We start from the raw sequence: 24487 nt of genomic DNA, 5'->3' as shown, positions 1-24487 counted from the left end.
TTATGCCTCGTTCGCCGTGATGAGCAGATTACCGAATGAATCGACCGTGACGCTCATGCCGGGCGGCACGCAGGTGGTGCAGTCGTCCTGGGCGATGATGACCGGGCCACTGAGCTGATGTCCGGCACGCAGCACTGAACGCAGCACTAAATCGATCTGATGCCAGCCGCCGTCGATCCAGGCTCTGGTCTGTTTCAGGACCGGCACGGGTGCTGTGGCGGGGGGAAGTGTGATGAGCACCGGTTTCGGCGTCGGCGAGGTCATCACCAGCCGCAGGGTGATCAGCTGCACTGGCGCCTCCGGGTCACAGTGACCAAACAGCTGCTGGTGCTGCCGATCAAAGGCGTCATGCAGCGCAGCGAAGTCCGCCTGCACCAGCCAGCTCGCCTCCAGCGGCACGTCGATTTCAAACGACTGACCGCGATAGCGCATATCCGCGCTGAACTGCAGGCTGTATGGCATGTCGCTACCGTGCTCCTGCGCCAGCCAGCCGCAGGCGCGCTGCTGCAAGGCGTCGGCTTCACTGGCTAAGGTGTCGGCCAGCGCAGGCGTCAGATCGCCGTAGAGCGTACGGATAAAGTCGTTGCGGATGTCCGCCACCAGCCCGCCCAGCGCGGAGAGCACGCCCGGCGTCGGCGGCACGATCACCCCTTTCATGTTCAGTTCGCGGGCGAGAAAACAGCCCATCATCGGTCCCGCGCCGCCAAAGGCGAGGAACCAGAATTCACGTGGATCGAGGCCAAAGCGCGACAGCAGGCCGCTGGTGTCGCTGTACATGCTGGAGATCGCCAGCTGGATAGCGGTCTCGGCGGTTTCTTCAACCGAAATAGCGAGCGCATCCGCCAGCGGCTGCCAGGCCGCACAGGCGGCGGCAACATCCACCGTCACCGCGTCATAACCCAGCGCACCGTGGCCCATCATGCCGCAGGCGGCAAAGGCATCGGTAGCGGTCGGCTGCGTGCCGCCGCGCTGGAAGCAGACCGGCCCGGGTAGCGAACCGGCGCTGTCCGGCCCCATCTGCAATACGCCCTGCCCATAAATCCACGCCGGCGAGCCGCCGCCCTGACCCACCGAGGTCACAGCGACGGAAGGAATAAAGATCGGGAAATCCCCGATGATTTCGCCATTGCCCTGCGCCACCTTGCCGTCGATGATCACCGCCACGTCGGCGCTGGTGCCGCCGATATCCAGGCTGAGGATTTTGTCAAAACCGCAGGCGCTGGCGAGGTAACTGGCGCCAATCACGCCGGATGCGGTGCCGGAGAGCACCATCTGCACACATTCGCGCTTCGCCTGGTCAACGCCCATTACCCCGCCGTTGGATTTGGTGATGCGCGGCGGTGGCTTAACGCCAAGCCGTTGCAGTGCCTGCTCAAAGGATTCCAGGTAGTGAATGACCATCGGCTGCACGTAGGCGTTGATGGTGGCGGTGATGGTGCGTTCATATTCGCGGATGATCGGCCAGATGTCGGCGGAACAGGAGGTCAGCAGTTCAGGTGCCACCTCATCGATAATCGCCTTCACCGCCGCTTCATTGTGTCGGTTGCGATAGCTGTGCAGCAGCGACACCACAATGCCCTGACAACCGGCAGCGCGTGCCTGATGGATTGCGTCGAGCACACTCTGGCGATCCACGGGTTGCAGTATGTTGCCCTGCGCGTCGCTGCGTTCGCGGATGGCAAACACCCTGTCACGGGTAATCAGCGGCGCTGCACGCCGTGAGAAAAGGTCATGGATATGCGGGATTTTCAGCCGGGCCAGCTCCAGTACATCGCAGAAGCCCTCGGTGGCAAACAGCGCCAGCCGCACGCCGCGCCGCTGGATCACCGCATTGATGCCTACCGTGGTGCCGTGAGTGAAGTAGCCAATTTCAGCGGGATCAATGCCCTGCTGCTGCTGAAACTGCGCCAGCCCGGTTAAGATTTCGCTGCCGGGCTTATCCGGTCGCGACAGGACCTTCAGGGTGTGGATCTGGTTCGTTTGCTGATCGAGCACGGCGAAATCGGTAAAGGAACCACCAATATCCACGCCAACGCGGTATCGCATATCGGGTTAACTCCAGTGTCAGGAAGGGGGAAATTCCATCAGCGCCTCGGGATGCTGCACCACACGCCAGCCGAGCCGTTGGTAGACCTGATGCGCATCCTGGGTTGAGAGCATCCAGCGATGCACCGTTTGCAGCTCCGGGTGTTCACGAACACAGGTCGCCAGCCAGCTACCCAGCCCGTGACCACGCCAGTTTTCATCAATTATCACGTCGCACAGCCAGCCAAAGCGGGTGTAGTCGGTGATTAGTCGGGCAAAGCCAATCTGTGCCTGCTGGTGATAGAGGCCAAACGGCAGCGAACCGGCAATCGTCCGCCGGGTTTTCGCTTCCGGCTGGCCTTTGGCCCAGTACGACTTCTCCGCCAGCTGGATGTGGATCCAGGCCAGATCGAGCCGCTGGCGATCGGTAGAGACAGTGAACGCATCGCGCTGCCACTGCTGGTCAGCAATCAGTAGTGAGTCCATCACAACTCCTTGTATCGGTTGAATTCAGTGTAAAAGGGTTCGCTCAACGATTGAGGCCGTAGCAAGCGACAAAACCGGACAGAGCGACTGAATTTTGGGCAGGGAAAAAATTTTATGCTGAGGGAAAAATCGCAAAGGTTAAAGGGGAAAGGAAGCCCGTCTGTGAACAAAGGTGGGTGGGGGGAACAGCAGACAGAGACAATGCGTGTGGCCGCCCTCTCCACCGGGGAGGTGGCGAGAGGCGACCGCCCGTTATACGCCGAATTCGACTGAGTTATGTTTGCCGATGAGCGAGCGTAATGGCACGCTGCTTTTCATGATCGGGGATTTGATGACGATATAGCTGAAGTACTTATCGATGCCGATCTGCGCGTCGAGCATCTTCTCAATCACTTCCTGGTAATGTTCAATGCTGCGGGTAATAAAGCGCAGCAGATAGTCATAGCCGCCGGTGATCAGATGGCACTCCATCAGTTCATCGACGTCGCGCATCGCACTTTCAAATTTCATAAAATCTTCGCGGCGATGGCCGGACAGGGTGACTTCGGTAAAGACAGTCACTGAATCAGTGATGCGGGTGAGATTAATGTGCGCTTCATAACCGGTGATAAAACCGGCCTGTTCCAGACGTTTGACCCGTTGCAGACAGGGGCTGGGCGAGAGGCCTACGGCGTCGGCGAGGTTAACGTTGCTGATACGGCCATCTTTCTGGAGTTGCACCAGGATGTTGATGTCGATGCGGTCGAGTTTCATTAAGCCGTTCATAGCACCCCCCTCATTGTCAGAGCCTGTTGGGCCAGGCGCGCAATCAAATGTTCAGAACCTCCCGAAGATATAACATGCTTTACCGTAAACGCGCCAGCGCTTCGCAGTGGTTATACCAGCGGGAGATTTTCAAATTACTCTAACAAAATCAATGAGGAATACGGTTTAACCCAGCCGGCCGGTGGCACGTGCCAGCGCAATATCGAAAATATGCAGCGCCTCTTCCAGCTGTGAGTCGGTAGTGACCAGCGGTGCCAGGAAACGGATGGTGTTGCGATGCAGGCCGCACTTAATCAGCAGCAGTCCTTCCTGACAGGCGCTGTCGAGGATCTTCTGGGTCAGCGCCGCATCGGGACGACCGGTTTCGAAATCAAGAATTTCTACCGCCTGCATGAAGCCCACACCGCGCACGTCACCGATGCAGGCATATTTATCCGCCAGCTGTCGCAGACGGGCATTGAGCTGTTCGCCGAGCTGACAGGAACGCTGCAGCAGGTTCTCATGCTCAAACAGATCCAGCACCGCCAGTGCCGCCGCACAGGCCAGTGCGTTGCCGCCATAAGTACCGCCTAACCCGCCAGGCGTCGGTGCCTCCATGATCTCCGCACGCCCCACCACGCCAGAAATCGGCAGCCCCCCGCCCAGGCTTTTCGCCAGCGTGACTAAATCGGGTTTGATACCCAGTTGCTGGAAGGCGAACATCGTGCCGGTACGCCCGAAGCCGGACTGGATTTCATCACAAATCAGCAGAATGCCGTGCTGGCTGGTAATGCGACGCAACGCCTGCATAAATGCCGGGCCAGCGGGCAGGAAGCCGCCGTCGCCCTGAACCGGCTCAATGATAATCGCCGCCACACGCTCCGGCAGGATCTGCACCGCGAATAGCTGATCCAGCGCCTTCAGGCAGTCCGCTTCCGTCACGCCGTGCAGTGGATTCGGGAAGGGAAGACGATAGATGTCGCCGGGGAACGGGCCAAAGTTCTGTTTGTATGGCGCGGACATGCCGGTCAGGGTGACGCCCAGCAGGGTGCGGCCATGAAACGCGCCATCAAACGCGATAATGCCGGGGCGCTGGGTGTGTGAGCGGGCAATCTTCACCGCATTTTCCACCGCTTCGGCGCCGCTGGTGAAGAAGACACTTTTGTACGCCTCATCGCCACCCACCAGTCTATTCAGCCGCTGCGCCAGCTCAATGTAGCCCGGATAGGCCACCACCTGAAAACAGGCGTGTGACACCAGACCAAGCTGGCGGGTCACCGCATTGACTACCGCCGGGTGATTGTGACCGACATTCAGCACGCCGATGCCGCCAACAAAGTCGAGATAGCGATTGCCCTCAACGTCCCACACTTCACTGCCTCTGGCGCGTTCAATCACCAGCGGATGGGCGGTCACTACACCGCGCGGCACGTTCTGCTCGCGTGCATCCAGTAACAGGCTGTTATCGGAGTATGCTTGCTGCTCTGCCATGACATTCTGCATTTTAAACCCTCATCCACGTAACGTTCGGTTGGCTCAAGTATCGCAACCCGCTGGTTTCTCACGCTGCCGTAATTTCCGAGGCAGCGGCATTTCCTGTCAAAATCCCGCTGCATTCAGCAGGGAAATTTCTCTGCCAGCGCCTGGCGTACCAGCGCGACAAAAACGTTAACGCCATGCGGGATCAGCGCATCGTTGAAGTCATAAGCGGCATGGTGCAATGGCTTGCAGGGTGCCGATCCCAGCCACAGATAGGCACCGGGACACGCCTGTAACATAAAAGCGAAATCTTCCGAGGTGAGCGCGGGTCTGGCCGCGGTGTCAACCGGTATGCCCGCCTGCGTCAGCGCCTCCAGACAAAACTGCGCTTCCGTCGCGCTGTTAATCGTCGCCGGGTAGTAACGCTGATAGTTCACTTCTGCGCGCAGGCCATGAGCCGCCGTGACGTGCTCCGCCATCTGGCGCAGCCGCGCTTCAATCGTATCCTGCGCCGCCGGGCTGAAGGTACGCACCGTGCCGGTGATACTCGCCTCGGCCGGGATCATGTTGTGTGAAAAGCCACCCTGCATCCGTGTGACGGTGAGCAGCGCGGTTTCACACGGGTCGAGTGCGCGTGAAACCAGCGTATTGAGCTGCACCACCAGCTCGCTGACCGCCAGCAGGGTGTCGCGTGTAAGGTGCGGCTGCGCGGCGTGGCCGCCGCCGCCCAGCACCCTGATATCAAAGCGGTCGGCCGCTGCCATAATCGGGCCAGGGCGGGTCTGTACCTGACCGAGCGGCAGTTCCGGCCAGTTGTGAATGGCGTAGACCGCCTCACAGGGAAAGCGGCTGAAGAGGCCGTCGTCGATCATCGCTTTTGCACCCGCCAGTCCCTCTTCAGCAGGCTGGAAGATAAAGCAGACGCTGCCGTCAAAGCTGACGTCCCGCGCCAGTTTTTCAGCGGCACCCAGCAGCATCACGGTGTGACCATCGTGGCCGCAGGCGTGACTCACCTGCTCTGCCTGACTTTGCCATTCCGTGCCGCCTTGATCCTGCATCGGCAGCGCATCCATATCGGCGCGCAGGCCAATCATGCGTTCACTGGTGCCCTTTTTCAGTATCCCGACCACGCCGGTTTTACCGATGCCGCGATGCACCTCGATGCCCAGCTGGTGCAGGAAGTTCGCCACGATGTCGCTGGTGCGCTGCTCCTGAAAACCCAGCTCCGGGTGCACATGCAGGTCGCGGCGCAGTACCACTAAATGTTCCATCTTAATATCCTCGCGAACGGTCAATCTCACCGTGCAGCGGCTCACCACGCTGGTAGCGCCGCAGATTCTCCAGCAGGGCCGCAATGGCACTCTCATTCTGCGTCTGGCTGGCAATGTGCGGCGTCAGCCAGATGGCGGGATGGTGCCAGAAGGGATGGCCCGGTGGTAACGGCTCCGGATCGGTGACGTCAATGACGGCGGCGCGGAGCTGACCGCTCTCCAGCGCCTGCAGCAGATCATCATGATTCAGCTGCGGGCCGCGTCCGGCCTGTACCAGCGCCGCGCCGTGCGGTAGCTGGCTGAACAGGGACTGATTCAGCAAACCCTGGGTGGTGTCGGTCAGCGGCAGCAGGCAGACCAGAATCTCGCTGTGCGCCAGGAAGTCAGCGAGTTGATCCGCGCCGTGCCAGCAGCGCACACCGGGGCACTCGCGCGGTGTGCGGCTCCAGCCTGCGCAGTCAAAGCCCAGCGCCACCAGCCAGGCTAACGCGGCCTGCCCCAGTTCGCCAAGCCCCATCACGCCGACCCGACGCTGCCCGGCAGGTATGGCTGCATGAGGCTGCCACTGTTGCTGGCGTTGCTGATGGAAATAGCGCGGCATGTCGCGATGCAGACCGAGCACCGCGAAGGTGACATATTCCACCATGCCCTGCGTCAGGCCTGGCTCGATCATTCTGATTACCGGCAGGTCGGGCGGCAGCGTGCTGAAGTCAAACTGATCGGCACCGGCCCCCACCGAGAACAGCAGTTTCAGGCGGGGAAACAGCGCCGGAATGTCAACTGGTGGCTGCCAGGCGACCAGCGCCTCAACCTGCTCCGGATCACCGGTCTCCGGCCAGAGATGCAGCTGAATATCAGGCGCATGTTCCGCCAGCCAGCGCTGCCAGATCCGGCCTCGTTCCGGCTCCGATTTATAGACGATATGCATCAGGCCATCGCCTGCGTCATCAGTCCAAATGCGTGCATACCCTGCGGCGTCCAGGGCGTGCCGCGCACCATGGTGGTGGGCGCATCGACCTGAGGGATACCAAGACGTTCAAGCCAGGCTGCCATCGGCAGCGCGGCATCGGTGTCGATGCGCAGAAACTCACCCTGCAGCGACTGCATCAGCGAGGCGACCAGCGCCTGAGCCATCGGGAAATCCGCCGCTATCACCGGGCCAATCGCCCAGCCGTGACCAAAGCGGCGCAGGCTGGCGAAGCCCTGAATCCGCTGTGCCGCGTCCTCTAAGAGCACCGTCTGGCAGTCGCGCACTAAATGCTCAATCAGCGCCGGACGATGCATGCCGTGTGCCTGCTGATCCAGCGTGACCAGCGTGTCACGATCGGCTACTGTCGCCGGGCGCAGTTTCAGCCCCGCGGGGATCACCACCTCTGGCAGCGTGGTAACTGCACGCGTCTGGTGCTGACGGATCTCACCACAGCTGACAAAGCCAAGTTTTTCATACAGCCCTTTGCCCATTTCGGTGGCATGCAGACGCACGTTAACGTCGGGCAGTTTTTCCAGCTGCGCCAGCATCAGTTGCTTGCCGAGGCCGCGTCCCTGCTGCTGGTTATCGATAATCACCAGTCCCACCGTGGCGGCACGGTCACCCCAGCGCCAGAGCACAGCGCTGCCCATCAGTTTGCCCTGCTCTTCTATTACTGTGCCTTCGCCCAGTTGTAACGCCAGCTGCCAGTCTTCACGTCGGTGGGGCCATTTCAGCGCCTGCGTTAAGGCGAAACATGGGTCGAGATCGTCTGGCGTCATTGCGCGTATTGTCAGGCTCATTCGCGTTCTCCTTACATCATGCCTGGCGTGTCAAGTCCGCTGCCGTCAACCAGACGGCTGTAGCGGTAAGGGGTCGGGTCAACGATGGGTGTGGCGTCGGTCGCCAGATCGGCGGCCAGTCGTCCGGCACCCGGTCCGATACCGAAACCGTGGGCGCTGTAACCCGCCGAGAGCACCAGCCCCGGCAGTTTCGCCACGGTGGAGATAACCGGAATGGCGTCCGGGGTGCTGTCAATCATGCCGCCCCATGACTGCGCCAGCCGGAGATTCGCCAGCGCCGGGTATTCACGCCGCATTGCCGCCAGTCCTTCTTCCACGATTTTTGCATCCGCTGCCGGATCGAGAATGCGCATCCGCTCAAACGGCGACTCGCGGTCGAATGACCAGCCCCCCATCGCCTCAGGGCCGTTGAAGAACGGTGACAGGCCGAGATTCAGGGTCAGATTCTTGCGGCGGCTCTTAAAGGTCGGATAGAACTGACGGGCATAGCGCAGCCCCTGTGCGCCCGGCTCCAGACGACCACGACCAGATACTGACACGGTATAGCTGCCATCCATTTGTGGGCGACAGGCGAAGCCCGGTGTGTAGAGCGGCATGGCGATCGCCTGCTCAATGGGCTGCGTGCGGAAGGCCGTGCCAATCACGTTGCCCAGCGGCAGGTCGATGCCGTGACGACGGCAGAACATGGAGGTCCAGGCCCCGGCGGCACAGATAACCCGGCTGGTTTTGATCAGACCGCGCTCGGTCCAGACGCCGCTGACCCGTCCGGCGGCGATATCCAGTCCCCGCACGGCGCACTGCTGAAACAGCAGTGCACCCTTTTTCTGCGCGCCAGCCACCAGCCCAGGCGCCGCCAGGCGCGGCTCGGCGTGACCATCGGTGGGCGACGAGAGACCGCCCAGCCAGTTTGTGGTGCTGCCGGGCGTCATCGCTTTAGCCTGCTCTGCGGTGAGAATCGAACTGCGCATGCCATAGCCTTTCGCCATCTGGTTCCACTTATCCCAGGCCGCGATATCCGACTCTTCCTGCGTGGCGTAAACCAGCCCGCTGCGGCGGAAACCCAGCTCTTCGCCGGTTTCTTCACTGAGCTCACCCCAGCGTTGCAGCGCATAGATAATCAGCGGCAGCTCACGCTCATCACGGTTTTGCTGGCGGCACCAGCCCCAGTTGCGGCTTGACTGCTCAGCGCCGACCAGTCCTTTTTCAATCAGTACCACCTTCACTCCCTGCTTCGCCAGCTCCCAGGTGGCGGCGGCACCGGCGATACCGGCGCCAATCACCACCACATCGGCGGAATCGGGAAAGTCAGCACTGTCCTGTACATAACGAATCGGTGCGGGCATAACAAGATGACCTCTGTTGTCAGTATCGGGTCTGGCGCAGAGCGACGTCGCCGCTGTACGCTGACCCACGCCGCCTGCCTTGCACATCAGTACTATGCAGACGGATAAATTCAGTTGCCCGTAAGGCTCAGCGGCAACTCACTCCGCTTTTAAAATCTCTTCATGCTCATCCAGCCAGCCCTGCCGCAGCTCCGGCACTGCGCGCTTCAGCCGCTCGAAATACAACTCGCTGGTCGGCTTGTCGTAGTCGTTGCGTGCCAGCTGGGTGACGATGCGACCGCTTTTCATCACCACAATTTCGTCGCACACCGCGCGCACCGCATGCATGTCGTGGCTGATGAAGATCACGGAAAGCCCCAGTTCGCGGCGCAGTTCGCTGATTAAGTCGAGGACGGCGGCGGCGACCACAGTATCCAGCGCTGAGGTCACTTCATCACACAAAATCAGATCCGGCTCCGCTGCCAGCGCACGCGCCAGGTTGACGCGCTGCTTCTGACCGCCGGAGAGTGCCCAGGGACGCCGCCACAGTACGCTGCGTGGCAGCTGCACCAGATCCAGCAGCTGATAAAGTCGCTGCTGTCGGGCTGCGCCGCTCAGGCCGTGAAACAGCGTTAGCGGGCGCGACAGGATGCGCTCAACGCTATGGGCCGGATTCAGCGCGGTATCTGCCATCTGGAACACATACTGAATGCGCCGCAGCTCGTTGTCAGGACGTTTCTGCATATCGCCGGCAATATAGTGGCCGTTAAACAGGATATGCCCGTGGCTCGGCGCGTTGAGACCAGCAATGGCATGAGCCAGCGTCGTTTTGCCTGAACCTGACTCGCCGATGATGCCAATCGCCTGCCCTTTCCACAGCTTAAGGTTAATCTCCTCCAGAATGCGTATTTTTGGCTGGCCGTCGCTGCCGCGCGGACCGTAACCGGCATAGAGATCGCGCACTTCCAGCAGCGGCTGAATATCGGCGGCAGCCGGACACCAGTTGCTGGGCCGCTCTTTCTGCCGCGCTGCGTCCATCAGCAGCCGCGTGTACTCTGCCTGCGGCGCGCCAATCAGGTGCGCGGTGCTGCCATACTCCGCCATTTTACCGCGCAGCAGCACCAGAATCCGGTCAGCCATCTGTGCCACCACGGCCAGATCGTGACTGACGTAAATCGCGGTGACGCCGCGCTGCACCACCACGCGGCGAAACGCCTTCAGCACTTCCACCTGCGTGGTGACATCCAGTGCGGTCGTAGGCTCATCAAGGATCACGACGTCGGGATCGCCAATCAGCGCCATCGCCGTCATCAGACGCTGTAACTGACCACCCGACACCTGGTGCGGGAACCGGTCACCAATGGTCCCGGGATTGGGCAGCGCCAGCTCACGGAACAGGCCGATCGCTTTCGCTTTCGCGTCTTTACGGGTCATCGTGCCGTGAATAACCACCGGCTCAATCACCTGGTCGAGGATCTTCATGCCCGGATTAAATGACGCCGCCGCGCTCTGGGCGATATAGGCGACTTTATTGCCGCGAAACGCGCGCAGCTGGCCCGGTGTCAGACTGTTAATGTCGGTGCCGGCAACGTGAATATTGCCCTCGGCGATGCGGCAGCCGCTGCGGGCATAGCCCATTAGTGCCATCGCGATAGTGGTTTTCCCGGAGCCGGATTCGCCAATCAGCGCCAGCACCTCGCCCTTCTGCACCGTGAAGTGAATGTCAGAAACGAGGTCGATCTCTTCGCCGCGATCGGTCTGTGCGGTAACGCGCAGTTTATCCACCGAAATCACCGGCATGGCGGTATGTGGTGTCACGTTCATGCTCCCTCCTTCGCCAGCGTCATCGGACGCATCGCCTGCAGGCTGTCTATAAACAGGTTGGCGCCAATGGTCAGGCTGGCAATCGCCAGCGCGGGCATCAGTACCGCGGGCGAGCCATCAAACAGCCCCTGCATATTTTCACGAACCAGCGTGCCCCAGTCAGCGTACGGCGGCTGCACTCCCAGGCCAAGGAAGCTCAGGCCGCTCAGCAGCAGCACGATGTAGACAAAGCGCAGGCCAAAGTCCGTCAGCATCGGGTGCACCATGTTAGGCAGGATATCGTGAAGGGCGATATACCAGCGGCTTTCGCCCCGCAGCCGTGATGCCCGGACGTAGTCCATGCTGCGCAGCGAACTGGCCATGGCAAACGCGATGCGGAATGCGCCCGGCCAGTAGGTGAACACCGCCGTGAGGATCAGCATGGGCAGCGAGGAGCCAAACACCGCGACAATCATCAGCGACAGCACTTTGCCCGGCAGCACCAGCAGGGCATCGTTGACGCGGCCCAGCAGCTCCTCCAGCCAGCGTCCCGTTACCGCCGCCAGCAGCGCCAGCAGCGTGCCGATCAGGCTGGCCAGCAGTGCCGCACTCAGCGCCAGACCGATGGAGAACTTCGCGCCGTAGAGAATACGGCTCAGCATGTCGCGTCCCAGGTAGTCGGTCCCCAGCAGGTTATCCGCCGTCATGCCGCCCATCAGCGGACCGCCGCCGATGTCATCAATGCTGTGCGGAGCCAGTGGCGTGCCAAACACCGCCATCAGCAGCCAGAACAGCGACATGATGAGACCCAGCCGGCCTGACCAGGAGAGCGACTGTAAGAAACGCCAGGGCAACAAGAGAGTATTCATGCGCTTCTCCATTTCGGGTTAAAGGCGATAGTCAGAATGTCGGCCGCCAGCAGCAGAACCAGGTAGCAGGCGGCGAACAACATCACGCAGAGCTGCACCACCGGCAGGTCGCGATTACTGACCGCATCCACCAGCTGGCTGGCCAGACCGGGATAGCTGAAGATGGTTTCGATGATGATCACGCCGCCAAACAGGTAGGAGAGGCTGAGTGAAATCGCATTGGCGATCGGGCCAACCGCGTTGGGTAGCGCATGACGCAGCACGGCGCGGAGCGGCGATACCCCTTTCAGCAGCGCCATCTCCAGGTAGGGGCTGTCGAGCTGGTTGATAATGGCGGCTCGCGTCATACGCGCCATCTGCGCCACCAGCACGCAGCAGAGCGTCAGCACCGGCAGCGCATAGGCTTTGAGGTAACTCAGCAGGTCGCTATCCGGACTGCCGAACGACATCGCCGACACCCAGTGCAGCTTCACGGCAAAAATCAGCACCGCTACCGTCGCCACCAGAAACTCCGGCACGGCCACCGTCGCCATGGTGCCGATAACCAGGGCCCGGTCGAGCCGGGAACCGCGATTCATCGCCGCAATAATGCCGATAATCAGCGCCAGCGGCACGCAGATCAGCGTGGTGATGCCCGCCAGTTCAAAGGTGGCGGGAATGCGCTGCGCCACCAGCTGCGAGACCGGCAAATGGCTGGCAAACGAGGTGCCAAAGTCGCCCTGCACCATGCCTGTCAGCCAGTGGAAGTAGCGCATCAGCAAAGGCTGATCGAGACCCAGTTGCTGCCGTAACGCCGCCACCGTTTCCGGTGTGGCATTCTGGCCAAGGATCATCTGCGCCGCGTCACCCGGCAGCAGGCTGGTGATGAAAAACACCACCGCCGAGACGATAAGCAACGTCAGGATGCCAGCACCAATGCGCCGGGCAATCAGGAACAGCATGTATCGGTTCATCGGCGAACTCCTTATGAATAGCCTGATGGGACAGGCTGAGATCAGGCGGTCAGCCAGGCAAACTCATGGAAGCGATAGCCCATCATCATGCCTGACGGCCAGGCTTCGACCCCTTTAACCTTTTTGTTGTAGCCATCGGTGGAGCTGATAAAGGTCGGGATGATCGTGCCGCAGTGGTCATAAATCAGCGTCTGCATATCGCCATACATCTGCTTGCGCTTTGCCTGATCGCGTTCCCCTCGCGCGGCGACCACCAGTTGATCAAACTGGGGATTTTTCCAGCCCGATTCATTATTCGGTGCGGTAGAGAGATAAAACTGTGAGAAGAGCATGTCGAGCGTCGGACGCGGATTTATCGAGCCATATCCCACCGGATCTTTCATCCAGTGCGAAGACCAGTAACCGTCATACGGCACACGTCGCACTTTTACATTCAGCCCTGCCCCGCGCGCCATCTGCTGGATCATCTGCCCGCCTTCGTTCGCCCCTTCAATGTTGGGCGTCGTGATGATCTCTACTGTCGCGCCAGCCATACCCGCTTTTTTAATGTGGAACTTCGCTTTTTCTATGTCGAGCGGACGCGGTTTGAGGTCGGCGTTGTAGAGCGGATGCCACGGCGGCACCGGCGTGTCATTACTGACGTCGCCATAACCCTGCAGTACCGTTTTCACCAGCATGTCGCGCGGCTGCAGATATTTCATCGCCAGCACAAAGTCTTCGTTGTTACCCGGTTTCACGTCGGTGCGGATAATCAGGTTGGTGTACATGCCTGATTTGCTCTCCAGTATGCCAAACTCGCTGCTGGCTTTAATGCGTTTGCAGTCTGCGGCTGTCAGGGTGGAGACCATCTGCAGATCGCCCGACATCAGGGCATTGACGCGTGCTGCACCGTCGGTAACGCCAATCAGCTCCACCTCATCCAGGTGCGGCAAGCCGGGCTTGTAGTAATGGGGATTTTTGGTGCCGATGGTGCGTGTGCCTGGCATAAAGGTTTTGCAGACAAACGGACCGGTGCCGATGCCTTTGCTGAAGTCGGTGGTGCCGTCTTTGACAATCAAAAAAGGCGGCGTCGCCAGCATGTAAGGGACGTCAAAGTTGGCGCTATTCAGCTCCAGCTGCACCTCGTTATCATTGACTGCGCTGAAGGTTTTGAACTGATCGGCCAGCTTAAAGGCGATTGAGGCGATAGCCGGATCTTTGTGTCGGCTGAGCGAGAAGATCACATCTTTAGCGGTCAGCGGTTTGCCATCATGGAAGGTGACGCCCTTCCGCAGTTTAATATGCCAGGTGATGCCGTCGCTGGACTCCAGTGATTCGGCCAGCGCCGGTTGCGCCATCAGGTTTTTGTCCAGTTCGGTCAGGCCGCTGTAGAACATGAACTGACGGGTGTAGTCCGCGCTGTTGTTACTTTTCGCCGGATCGAGCGTGTCGGTAGCGGAAGCATTCGACATTGCCGCCCGCACTTTACCGCCTTTGACCGGCTTGTCGTCCGCCAGTGCCGCCCCGGAAAAGCCCACCAGCCCACTGCTCATCACCGCACCAGCGGAAAGCATTTTCATCAGGCTGCGACGTGACAGCGATCCTTCGGTGATCATGCGCGTCAGTGCCGGATTTACCGCATCAGCGTCGTTATTATCAAATTTACTCATCTCTCTACCCTCAATAGTCAGGCGAACCGGGATCATGTTCTGGCGGTGCTGGCAACCTGGCGGCCAGCACCCGACGGGACGTTAAGAAAGGCGATCCTTTGCTTTGTAATAGAGTCCTGCGAGCGGTAAAAACCATGGCTTGCCGTGATAACCGGGCAGCGCGGGCCATGCATCACGCTGCCAGGGATTTTCAGTGCGCTTTTCGGCCAGCAAATCGGCCATTACCCGTCCCATCCACACCGACATCTGCGTGCCGTGGCCGCTGTAGCCCAGTGAATAGAACAGGCCATCCTGTTCACCCGCGTGCGGCAGACGGTCGGCCGTCATACCGACCATGCCTCCCCAGCAGTACTCCACCTCTGCCTGGCCGAGCTGTGGCAGCATCTGCGTCATCGCGTGGCGCAGGATCTCGCCGCTGCGCGAATCCGAGGTTGGGTTACTGACCGCAAACCGCGCCCGCCCGCCAAACACCAGTCGGCTGTCGGCAGTGGTGCGGAAGTAGTTGCCGATATTCAGCGATGTCACATAGGTCCGATTATGGGGCAGCGCCTGGCGCAGCAGCGCCGGGTCGAGCGCTTCCGTCACCACAATAAAGCTGCCGACCGGCACGATGCGGCGCTGAAACCAGGGGAAAGGGCCGCTGTTGGAGCAGCCCGTCGCCATCAGCACTTTATCCGCCAGAAGGGTGCCCTGCGCGGTGTGAATCCGGTGCTGATAGCCCTTCAGACGTTCCAGCTTCGTCACGGCGTGGTGCGGGTAAATTTTCGCCCCGCTGCGGGCGGCGGCTTCAGCCAGCCCAATGCCAAACTTGCCCATGTGCATCTGACCGCCACGCTTCTGCAGCAGGCCGCCGTGAAATTTGTCACTGGCGATTTCGTCGCGCACTGCCGTTTTGTCGAGCAGTTCGATCTCGGGGTCCACAGTGCGACGCATCAGTTCATAGGCTTCCCGTAGCCCGGCGACATGCGATGCTTTGCTGGCGAGCTTGAGTTTGCCGCACAGACGGAAGTCGCAGTCGATCGCTTCAGCCTGAATCAGTTGCTGGACGTAGCTCACCGCGTCGTCAAATGCCCGGTAGAAGCGGCTGGCCTGCTCCAGACCCTGACTCGCCACCAGCGAGGCGAAGTTCTGCGCCACACCGGTATTGCAGTGACCGCCGTTGCGGGCCGATGCCTGGCTCATGACGTCGCCACTCTCCAGCAGCACCACGCTGATGCCGCTGCGCGCCAGGTTAAGTGCTGCCGAAACGCCGGTGAAGCCGCCGCCAATCACCACCACGTCCGCCTGGGCGGGCAGCGGTTCGCGGGCAGCACCGGTAAAGGCCGGTGCCGTGGCCTGCCAGAACGATTCCAGTTTCATGGGGAGTTCCTCAGAGTCCGACGACGCCAGGCAGGCCGCCGATATCTTTGATTTCGGTGTACTGGTAGTACGGGTTCGCCGGTTCATGACCACGGTTGACCCAGACTTTGTTTTTGATGCCGAGATCGTAGGCGGTCATCAGGTCATAGCGGAAGCTGGAGGAGACGTGCAGGATCTCTTCCGGACCACAGCCAAGCTTATCCAGCATGTACTCGAAGCCCTTCATCTGCGGTTTATAAGCGCCTGCCTCTTCTGCCGTGATGGTCATGTGAATGGGCGCGCCCAGACGCGGTACATGGTGCGGGATGAGGTCTTTCATCGAATTGGTCAGTAGCACCAGCGGAAACGCCTTAGCGACTTTTGCCAGTCCGGCCGGCACGTCGGGGTGCGGACCCCAGCTGGCGCAGTCGGTGTAGATAAAGTCGCTGTCGGCTTTGTCCCACTTAATGCCCCACTTTTTGCAAGTGCGCTGTATCGCATTACTGACCACGTCGTAATAGGGTTTCCATGCGCCGAGCACCTCATCCAGCCGGTAGCTGGCAAAGTCGGCGGTAAACGCGTTCAATGCATCCGGGTCGACGCGGTCGCTGAAACAGCGTTGTGCCGCACCGGCCATATCGAAGCGAATCAGCGTGCCGTAACAGTCAAACGTAATGAATTTCGGTTTAAACAGTGCCATGTAACACCCCTGTCTTGTCAGTTGCGCTTAGAAATCGATGAGTACGCTTTTCTGGCGCTGGCAGGCCTGAAACGCCTGACGCCCTAAATCTTTACCAATGCCGGAGCCGAGAAAACCGCCTGTGGGAATGATGAAGTCGCCGGAGCGACCATAGCGATTGATCCAGACAGTGCCCGCGTCGATGGCGCGCATCGCCCGCAGCGCGCGCGGCAGGCTTAGGGTGTGAACACCGGCGCAGAGGCCATAGGTCTCGTGCGCAGCCATCGCCAGGCCCTGCTCTTCATCATCAAACGTCTGTACCGTCAGCACCGGACCAAAAATTTCCTGCTGTACCGCCGGGTTATCCTGCGCCACATGGCTCAGCAGCGTCGGCTGCCAGAACCAGCCGCCTTGGGTGTCGGCAAAGCGCTCTCCACCCACCAGCACCTCTGCGCCCTGCGCTTTTGCGGCTTCAATGACCGAGCAGACTTTATTGCCCTGGCGTTCATCGATCAGCGGCGCGTAGCGGCTGCCTTCCTGCCAGGTGACGCCCGGTTTCACTTCCCGGCAAAGCTGGGCCAGTCGCTCAACCAGCGGATCGGCAATGTTGCGCTGCACAATAAGACGGGTGCCCGCTACACAGGCCTGACCACCGTTGGCGGTGAAGCCGCGCAGAATGCGCTGAGCCAGCACCTCAAGGTCACCGGCATCATCAAACACCAGCTGCGGGCTTTTGCCGCCCAGCTCCAGCGTCACCGGTTTCATGCCGTGCTGCGCGGCATCACTCATGATGCGCGCGCCGGTCAGGGTCGAGCCGGTAAACGAGACTTTGCGCACCAGCGGATGTTTCACCAGCGCGCTGCCGGTCACCGCGCCACTGCCCTGCACAATGTTCAGCACGCCCGCTGGCAGGCCCGCCTGAATCGCCAGTTCGGCCATGCGCACCGTTGAAAACGGGGTCAGTTCAGAGGGTTTCAGCACGACCGCATTGCCTGCTGCCAGCGCGGGTCCGCATTTCCACGACGCCATTGACAGCGGGAAATTCCACGGGGTAATCGCGGCGATGACGCCATAGGGTTCCGCAATCAGCATGCCGAGGCTGCTGTCGCAGGTGGGAAAGAGATCGCCACTGTATTTGTCGGCGCATTCGGCATAGAAGCGAATCGCCTCGGCGGTAAATGGAATTTCGTGCAGCACCACGTCGCTGATGGGTCGCGTTGAGCCCAGCGCTTCCAGTTGAGCCAGTAGCGTATCCTGCTCGATCAAATCGGCCCAACGGCGTAAGACGCGACCACGTTCACGCGGCGGACAGCCTGACCAGCCGCTGGTTTTTAGCGCCTGATGCGCGACGGTGACGGCACGATCAACATCCTGCGGCATGGCGTCCTGCAGCGTGGCATAGACGCTGCCATCAGAGGGACGTTTAACCTCGAAGGCTGCGCCCTGGCTCTGGCAATGCTGGCCGCCAATATAATGGCCAGCCGGAAGAGAAACTTTTTCAGGGTCGAAACTTAACATGGAACAATTCCTTATTTGTAACACCCATCAGTTGCTGGCTTATTAGCGCTTTTAACTGGCATTTTCTGCGCTGTTAATAAGCTAATGCAGAAAGTATGCCAGCCGGGCAAAAAATAAAAATGCGTTTAAAACAGCGCAAAAAAATTTTCTGCCGTATTACCGGGATAATTTTTGTGGATTTGCCGAACAATTAAACAGATGATTTACTTCACAAAATTTATGCGCCCTGCTGGTGCAACCTGCACGGAAATTGCACCAAAGCGGATATTCCGGGTCAGGCTGCCCACATTTGCGATCATGCCCCGCCAATTTACCGACCCGCCTCACATCCCTGATAAATTCTTTACTTTTTAAAGAGGATTATTTGACGCCGCAGAATTTATTCTGTGCGCCAAGCGAAAAAAAACGCCAGCCGGATTTTCCGGCTGGCGTTGGGGTCATATTTAATTACAGACTGCCAATGTGAAACGTTTTCTGTTCCAGATATTCATCCATTCCGTAGCGGGATCCTTCCCGGCCAATACCGGAAAGTTTCACGCCACCAAATGGCGCAACCTCAAGAGAAATCGCGCCGGTATTGAAGCCGACCATGCCAAACTCCAGCGCTTCCGCCACCCGCCAGGCGCGCCGGATATTTTCGGTAAAGAAGTAGGCGCCCAGGCCGTATGGCGTGTCGTTCGCCATCGCGATCGCCTGCTCTTCATCATCAAAAATAAACAGCGGCGCGACCGGGCCGAACGTCTCTTCATGGGCGATGCGCATGCTGGACGTGACCTCGCCGAGCACCGTGGGCTGAACAAAAGTGCCGTTGCCCTGGCTGATGCCGCCGGTCAACAGCGTAGCTCCCTGACTCAGCGCATCATCAATGTGACCGTTCACTTTCTCCACCGCGCGGCTGTTGATCAGCGGGCCAATGGTACTGTCGGGTGCAAAGCCATCGCCCACTTTCAGGGTGGCGACCGCCTCCAGCAGTCTTGCGGTAAAGCGTGGATAGATGTTGCGCTGCACCAGAATGCGGTTGGCGCAGACGCAGGTCTGCCCGGCATTGCGGAACTTGCTGAGCATGACGCCCGCGACCGCAATCTCAATGTCGGCATCATCGAACACGATCAGCGGGGCGTTGCCGCCCAGTTCCAGGCTCAGACGTTTGATGCTGTCAGCGCTCTGCTGCATTAATAACTGCCCGATGCGGGTCGAGCCGGTAAAGGAGATTTTACGCACCGTACGGCTACTGGTCAGTGCCGCGCCAATCTCCGTGGGCAGGCCGGTCAGCACCTGCAATACGCCTGACGGAAAACCGGCACGCTCTGCCAGTACCGCCAGCGCCAGTGCCGAGAGCGGCGTTAACTCAGAGGGTTTGACAACAATCGGGCATCCGGCGGCCAGTGCGGGAGCCACCTTGCGGGTGATCATCGCAATCGGGAAGTTCCAGGGTGTGATGGCGGCGGCAACGCCTACCGGCTGTTTCAGCACCAGAATGCGCCGGTCGTCGCTGGGCGCGGGAATAGTGTCGCCATAGATACGGCGCGCCTCTTCCGCGAACCATTTCACAAAACTGGCCCCGTAGAGCACTTCACCTCTGGCTTCCGCCAGCGGTTTTCCCTGCTCGGCAGTCATGATGATTGCCAGGTCGTCAGCATGTTCAATAATCAGCTGATGCCATTTTTCCAGCAGTGCGGCACGGCTGGCGTTAGGGGTTTTGCCCCAGCTGATGCGTACCGTTTCCGCATAGGCTATCGCCTGCTCTGTTTCCGCACGGCCCAGCGCCGGAATAGTCGCCAGCGTTTCGCCCGTGGCGGGATCGGTAACCGGCAGCGTGGCACCCTGATGCGCATCCTGCCAGCGTCCGGCAAACAGCGCCTGCTGGCGCAGCAGATCGCTGTCTTTAAGTTGTAATCGCGACATAACATCCCCTTGTGGTCAGCTGATTCCACTTTATCGCGCCGTGTCAGCGCAGGATGTTGTTGTGCGGGGTCAGAAAGGTCGCTAAGCGAGTTTTTCGCGGTGATTTGAAATTTTATGCTGTGCGGAAATGGGCGCGCATCCGGCGGGATGCGCACGCGCTTTAAATCTGGAAGTCGATAACCGGTTCGTCGTCATTACTGTAGGAGAGCGCCTGCCGTTTGATCTCCTCCAGCGACAGGTTAGCGTTGCAGAGCTCCAGGAACTGCCAGACGTAATTACGCTGCAGCTGACCCCGCTTGAGGCCGAGCCAGACGGTGCTGGCATCAAACAGATGTGTGGCGTCGATGCGTACCAGCTCTTCACTCTCTTCGGTTTCACACGCCTGATCAGCCAGTATCCCGACGCCCAGACCAAGTTTAACGTAGGTTTTCACCACGTCGGAGTCCTGGGCGCTGAGCACGATATCCGGTTTTAAGCCCGCCGACTGGAAGGCACGGTCAACCCGCGAACGGCCGGTGATACCCTGGCGGTAAGTAATGAGAGGATAACGGCTGAGGGTGCTCAGTGAAACCGGTTGATTCTGCACCAGTTCATGATCTTTCGGCACCAGCAATGCGTGATGCCAGCTGAACCAGGGGAATGCCGCCAGACTGCTGTTATTAACCAGCATTTCACTGGCGATGCCGATATCCGCTTCACCCGCCAGCAGCATGGTGACAATTTCCTGTGGCGATCCCTGATTGAGTTCCAGCCGGACGTTGGGGTAGAGCTGACGAAACGCTTTGATGATTTTCGGCAGGCTGTAGCGCGCCTGAGTGTGGGTAGTGGCGATGGTCAGAATGCCGCTGGTTTCATTGGTAAAAACATCGGCCAGACGTCGTACCTTCCCCGCTTCATCGAGGATGCGTTCGGCAATGGTCAGCAGCGCTTTACCCGGTTCGGTCATTCCCAGCAGGCGCTTACCGCGACGGATAAAGATCTCAACACCCAGTTCATCTTCCAGGTCACGAATGTGCCGACTGACACCTGACTGAGAGGTAAACAGCGTATTAGCGACTTCCGTTAAGTTAAACTCACAGCGGGCCGCCTCGCGGATGATTTTAAGCTGCTGGAAATTCACGGTATTTACCTCCCTTTACATAATCTGATTCCCCGATGTTAAGAACTATTATTGATAACAGGAAATACTAAAAAATTTGGCTTTATGAATTTAGGGAATAACGGGGTGGGGCTGAGGTTGTGCGAACATGCTGAGATGATTGGCCTGGCAGCCCGGGCTTAACAGGTGTTCGCTGCGCGAATGGCTGCTGCAGAGCTGAAGCTGGAGTGTTCGCTGCGCGAACGGGCTGGCAGCAGAGCTGATGCTGCGGTTTGTTCGCTGCGCGAACGGGCTATGAGAGGGGTTTCGTTCGCCTGAGAAGTTGGGCAGTTTCAGACCCGCCTCTGCAGGCGACCGACAAGGGGCCGCCAGTCGCCGCGCCCCCTTGCCCCCCGGCTCCGGCCTGCTTCACCGCCGCTTCGCGGTCCCTTCGCTTCTTCCGGATTTCTGACGGACCAGCAGGACGCGCCATCCCTGGCGCGAACCCGCCTCTTCGCGACATCCCTGTCACTCGTCCTGAAATCCCTTATCCGCTCAGCGGTTCTGACGGCCTCCCCACCCCCTCGCTTGTATCTGACATTATGTGGTGATTAGCTACCATCACACGAAGCGGAGTGAGCCGGGCCCCTCCCTGAGGACAGTCTGAATTACTGATCCTGCCTGACAGCTTGCGGCCCTCCGTTTCACCTTTCACGCCAGCACATTTTGTTGAACGGTTACCGGGAGCATGACTCCGAATGTACAAGGCGAACAGGCGTGACGGTCAATGTGAGAGGAGAATGAAAATGTTTCCTGTAGGTATAGACGTAAGTAAAGACTCGCTCGACCTTTGCATCCTCTATGATGGCATAAAGGGTCGTATACGGACCAAAAAGATAAAAAATGACAGCAGTGCAGCAGCTAATATCATCCGCTGGCTTAGAATGCAGCACTGTGGCCTGGAGGACGTTCACCTTATTATGGAAGCAACCGGCGTTTATCACGAACGTTTGGCTCTTTCGCTGCATGAAGCTGGCGCATACGTTTCTCTCGCAAATCCCCACCGCAGCCGCGATTTTGCAAGAGGTATGGGTATTCTGACTAAAACGGATAAGGTAGATGCCTACATGCTGGCCTGCTACGCGCTATTGAAAAAGCCACACCGCTGGCTCCCGCCTTCTGCTGAAATCAGGCATCTCAGTGCGCTTATCCGCAGGCGTGACGCATTGCTGAGCGACGCCGTACGTGAGGAAAACCGGCTGGAAAAATACCAGAGCACGCAGACGCCTTCTGACGTTATCAGCTCCTGCCTGCGCATGGTGAAAATTCTCCGGGAGGAAGTAAAAGTCACGGAGCAGTTAATAAAGGCTCACATAAAAGCACATGCAGCGCTGCAACTTGATTATGATCTTCTGACGTCTATACCTGCAGTCGGCCCACAATTGGGCATGAACATGCTGGTTGTACTGCGTAGTCATGATTTTGAGTCTGCCAGTCAGGCAGCCGCATTTTTGGGCGTGGTACCCGTGGAAAAACGATCGGGCACTTCCGTTCGCGGTAAATCTAAGATGTCTAAAATTGGATCGCCGCAGCTGCGTGCGAAGCTGTACATGTCCGCCCTCTGTGCCAGACGATGTAATACGCGAATGCGCAACTTTTATGAAGAATTGTGCCTGCGTGGCAAACCTAAAATGGTGGCAATCGGGGCTGTTATGCGAAAGCTGATCCACTGGTGCCACGGCGTGCTTCATTCCGGCAAAGCTTTTGAAAATACGCCGGCTACTTAACAATTTAAATTTGTTACTGAAACATTGTTCACAAAACAGCCTGTGCCTTATACCCAATGGCACTAAAGTGAACAGTAAATTTCTAATTGCGGCAGTTCTGAGCCGTAGTACCCAGCTCATGCCTCAAAAATGCAGATATGAACTATAGGCAAGCGAGTTACATGTCCGCTGTGAGCGAAAAGCGGAAGTTGCTTTTCGCTCATACATCAGCAAATGAAAATGGTTTGAGCGAAAATATCGATAAAACAGAGCAGTCTTTTGAGGAGGGAGTAACACGACTTTCTAATTACATGAAAAGCGCCCTGTATAAACGAACAATATAATCGGCATTAGGGTTTGTGCGTTTATCACCCATACGCTCCTGTATTGCCTGAACTGCAATATCTCGGCGCACAGGTAATCGTACCTTTTCCGCTGAAGCCAGCGCGGATTTCATTTGTCCATATGTGAGGTCCGTGCAGTAGCACGGAGCACCGGGCTGTTGCCGCCAGGACTCATCAAGGTTACCCGCATCAAAGGCATCGAATCCCGTATCATTGACAAAATCCATGATTACTATCTTGTGCTCTTCGATATTCCCTGCCACCGGAATTGCAATACGCACTGGCGATCCCGCTGTTGAACCTTTCCTGGCGAGAGAATCTGAACCTATGGCATTCCATGCCTTGATCAGGGGACGGTTCAAGAGATGTGCCACCCACTGACTTTCAACCTCACCATCTGAGAAAGTGTCAATGATGCCATCACGATGTGGATAGTAGTTGGAGGTATCAGCAACGATAACATCCTGAGGCAGATTGCGTATCAGAGGCGCAATATCAGCAAGCTTCGCCATAGGTATGGACAGGATAACTACCTGCGCATCCTGCACGGCACTAGCTGTATCAGATGCTTCAGCGCCCGTTTCAAGCACATCGGGGTCTATCGTTTCTGGTCCGCGTGAATTTGCGACTTTTACGAAATGACCCGCAGCTGCAAGACTGCGGGCAAGTGTTTTACCGATATGACCGGTTCCCAGGACTGCAATCTTGTACTTGTCTCTATGTGTCATAAGCACTCCTCTTTAACTCAGGCCGTTACTGCACGGTTACGTTTGACGATCACATCATGTGTTAGATGATCGCCTGCGGACATGAATTCCCTAATCAACGCATCTCTGTTCAGTGGTGCGCGGGTTTTATCCGCCGCCTGAAGGGCCGCTCTAAGCTCTGCGGCGTTAAGCTCAGTGCAGTAGGCTGGGGTACCGGGCTGTTGCCGCCATGATTCGCTAAGCATACCGGCGTCAAATGCATCGAAACCACTCTGACTGACCAGCTCCATCACAACAGACTTTGCTGCGGAGTCGTCCCCCGCAACAGGAATAGCAATACGGGATGGAGAACCTGCATCCTGCCCTTTCTCTTTAAGCGTCTCGGCAAGAACAGCATTCCAGGCTTTGATGAGATGGCGCTGAACTGCTTCACTGGCGTAAACGCTTTCAGGCTTACCTTCACGGATCTCAATAATGTCCCCGTCACGGAAAGGATAATAATTAGACGTATCAACGACGATCACGCTTTCAGGGACGTCGCGCATTAACTCAGCAAGTACGGTGTGCTTATCAAAGGGTATAGAGAGGATGATGACGTCTACTTCTCGTACGGCCTCCTGGCGATCAACCGCCAGTGCCCCCACTTTTCGCGCCAGCTCTGCAATGCTTTCCGGTCCTCTTGAGTTCGCCAGTTTGACTTCATGGCCCTGCACAGAGAGCTTGTTTGCCAGCGTTGCACCAATATTTCCGGCGCCAATAATTCCTATTTTCATAGCAGTAC

Annotated in this window: 20 protein-coding genes; 1 reads left to right on the top strand and 19 read right to left on the bottom strand. The window is 58.6% G+C overall.

The window, feature by feature from the left end; translation table 11 throughout:
* From K6R05_RS07245 to cbl, 17 genes are all read right to left on the bottom strand, one after another.
* Window positions 1-2046 carry a hydantoinase/oxoprolinase family protein gene (locus K6R05_RS07245; RefSeq protein WP_222925303.1) on the bottom strand — a complete coding sequence of 682 codons (2046 nt, stop codon included), beginning with the start codon at window positions 2044-2046 and terminating at the stop codon, window positions 1-3.
* An 18-nt stretch (window positions 2047-2064) separates the two neighbouring features.
* Window positions 2065-2511 (bottom strand): GNAT family N-acetyltransferase, encoded by a 447-nt coding sequence (locus K6R05_RS07240; protein ID WP_222925302.1) that lies wholly within the window; start codon window positions 2509-2511, stop codon window positions 2065-2067.
* A gap of 252 nt (window positions 2512-2763) precedes the next feature.
* Window positions 2764-3276, bottom strand: coding sequence for an Lrp/AsnC family transcriptional regulator (locus K6R05_RS07235; protein ID WP_010247853.1), 513 nt, complete (start codon window positions 3274-3276; stop codon window positions 2764-2766).
* 165 nt (window positions 3277-3441) lie between these two features.
* The gene (gene gabT, locus K6R05_RS07230) at window positions 3442-4758 is read right to left on the bottom strand and encodes a 4-aminobutyrate--2-oxoglutarate transaminase (protein ID WP_222925301.1); all 1317 of its coding nucleotides are present in this window, start codon (window positions 4756-4758) and stop codon (window positions 3442-3444) included.
* A 113-nt stretch (window positions 4759-4871) separates the two neighbouring features.
* Entirely contained in the window at window positions 4872-6005 is a 1134-nt protein-coding gene (locus K6R05_RS07225) for a M20 aminoacylase family protein (RefSeq protein WP_161735936.1), read from the bottom strand.
* A 1-nt stretch (window position 6006) separates the two neighbouring features.
* Window positions 6007-6933 (bottom strand): 2-hydroxyacid dehydrogenase, encoded by a 927-nt coding sequence (locus K6R05_RS07220; RefSeq protein WP_222925300.1) that lies wholly within the window; start codon window positions 6931-6933, stop codon window positions 6007-6009.
* Complete coding sequence (locus K6R05_RS07215) at window positions 6933-7775, bottom strand: GNAT family N-acetyltransferase (RefSeq protein ID WP_161735938.1); 843 nt, start codon at window positions 7773-7775, stop codon at window positions 6933-6935. Before K6R05_RS07215 ends, K6R05_RS07220 begins: the two co-directional genes overlap by 1 nt.
* A gap of 11 nt (window positions 7776-7786) precedes the next feature.
* Window positions 7787-9118, bottom strand: coding sequence for an NAD(P)/FAD-dependent oxidoreductase (locus tag K6R05_RS07210; protein ID WP_222925470.1), 1332 nt, complete (start codon window positions 9116-9118; stop codon window positions 7787-7789).
* A gap of 138 nt (window positions 9119-9256) precedes the next feature.
* Entirely contained in the window at window positions 9257-10921 is a 1665-nt protein-coding gene (locus K6R05_RS07205; RefSeq protein WP_161735939.1) for an ABC transporter ATP-binding protein, read from the bottom strand.
* Complete coding sequence (locus K6R05_RS07200) at window positions 10918-11769, bottom strand: ABC transporter permease (RefSeq protein ID WP_161735940.1); 852 nt, start codon at window positions 11767-11769, stop codon at window positions 10918-10920. The genes K6R05_RS07205 and K6R05_RS07200 overlap by 4 nt, the downstream gene beginning before the upstream one ends.
* On the bottom strand, window positions 11766-12722 hold the full coding sequence (locus K6R05_RS07195) for an ABC transporter permease (RefSeq protein ID WP_010247875.1): 957 nt from the start codon (window positions 12720-12722) through the stop codon (window positions 11766-11768). Before K6R05_RS07195 ends, K6R05_RS07200 begins: the two co-directional genes overlap by 4 nt.
* A gap of 41 nt (window positions 12723-12763) precedes the next feature.
* Complete coding sequence (locus tag K6R05_RS07190) at window positions 12764-14371, bottom strand: ABC transporter substrate-binding protein (RefSeq protein WP_161735942.1); 1608 nt, start codon at window positions 14369-14371, stop codon at window positions 12764-12766.
* Between the two features lie 81 nt (window positions 14372-14452).
* On the bottom strand, window positions 14453-15730 hold the full coding sequence (locus K6R05_RS07185) for an NAD(P)/FAD-dependent oxidoreductase (protein ID WP_222925299.1): 1278 nt from the start codon (window positions 15728-15730) through the stop codon (window positions 14453-14455).
* 10 nt (window positions 15731-15740) lie between these two features.
* Window positions 15741-16409, bottom strand: a complete 669-nt coding sequence (locus K6R05_RS07180) for a haloacid dehalogenase type II (RefSeq protein ID WP_222925298.1) — start codon at window positions 16407-16409, stop codon at window positions 15741-15743.
* A gap of 27 nt (window positions 16410-16436) precedes the next feature.
* Complete coding sequence (locus K6R05_RS07175) at window positions 16437-17906, bottom strand: aldehyde dehydrogenase family protein (RefSeq protein ID WP_222925297.1); 1470 nt, start codon at window positions 17904-17906, stop codon at window positions 16437-16439.
* A 447-nt stretch (window positions 17907-18353) separates the two neighbouring features.
* Window positions 18354-19811: an NAD-dependent succinate-semialdehyde dehydrogenase gene (locus tag K6R05_RS07170; protein ID WP_161735946.1), complete on the bottom strand. Its 1458-nt coding sequence runs from the start codon at window positions 19809-19811 to the stop codon at window positions 18354-18356.
* Between the two features lie 160 nt (window positions 19812-19971).
* Window positions 19972-20931, bottom strand: a complete 960-nt coding sequence (cbl, locus tag K6R05_RS07165; protein ID WP_013358380.1) for an HTH-type transcriptional regulator Cbl — start codon at window positions 20929-20931, stop codon at window positions 19972-19974.
* A 764-nt stretch (window positions 20932-21695) separates the two neighbouring features.
* On the opposite strand from cbl, the gene K6R05_RS07160 reads away from it, so the two are divergent.
* Complete coding sequence (locus tag K6R05_RS07160; protein WP_222925296.1) at window positions 21696-22676, top strand: IS110 family transposase; 981 nt, start codon at window positions 21696-21698, stop codon at window positions 22674-22676.
* 286 nt (window positions 22677-22962) lie between these two features.
* On the opposite strand, the gene K6R05_RS07155 is transcribed toward K6R05_RS07160, so the two are convergent.
* The gene (locus K6R05_RS07155; protein WP_222925295.1) at window positions 22963-23727 is read right to left on the bottom strand and encodes an NADPH-dependent F420 reductase; all 765 of its coding nucleotides are present in this window, start codon (window positions 23725-23727) and stop codon (window positions 22963-22965) included.
* Between the two features lie 17 nt (window positions 23728-23744).
* The gene (locus K6R05_RS07150; RefSeq protein WP_222925294.1) at window positions 23745-24479 is read right to left on the bottom strand and encodes an NADPH-dependent F420 reductase; all 735 of its coding nucleotides are present in this window, start codon (window positions 24477-24479) and stop codon (window positions 23745-23747) included.
* Window positions 24480-24487 lie beyond the last annotated feature (8 nt).

The organism is Pantoea alfalfae, from assembly GCF_019880205.1.
GTDB lineage: Bacteria > Pseudomonadota > Gammaproteobacteria > Enterobacterales > Enterobacteriaceae > Pantoea > Pantoea alfalfae.
Note: the sequence above shows the minus strand (reverse complement) of the source record. Positions and strands in the feature narration are given on the sequence as shown.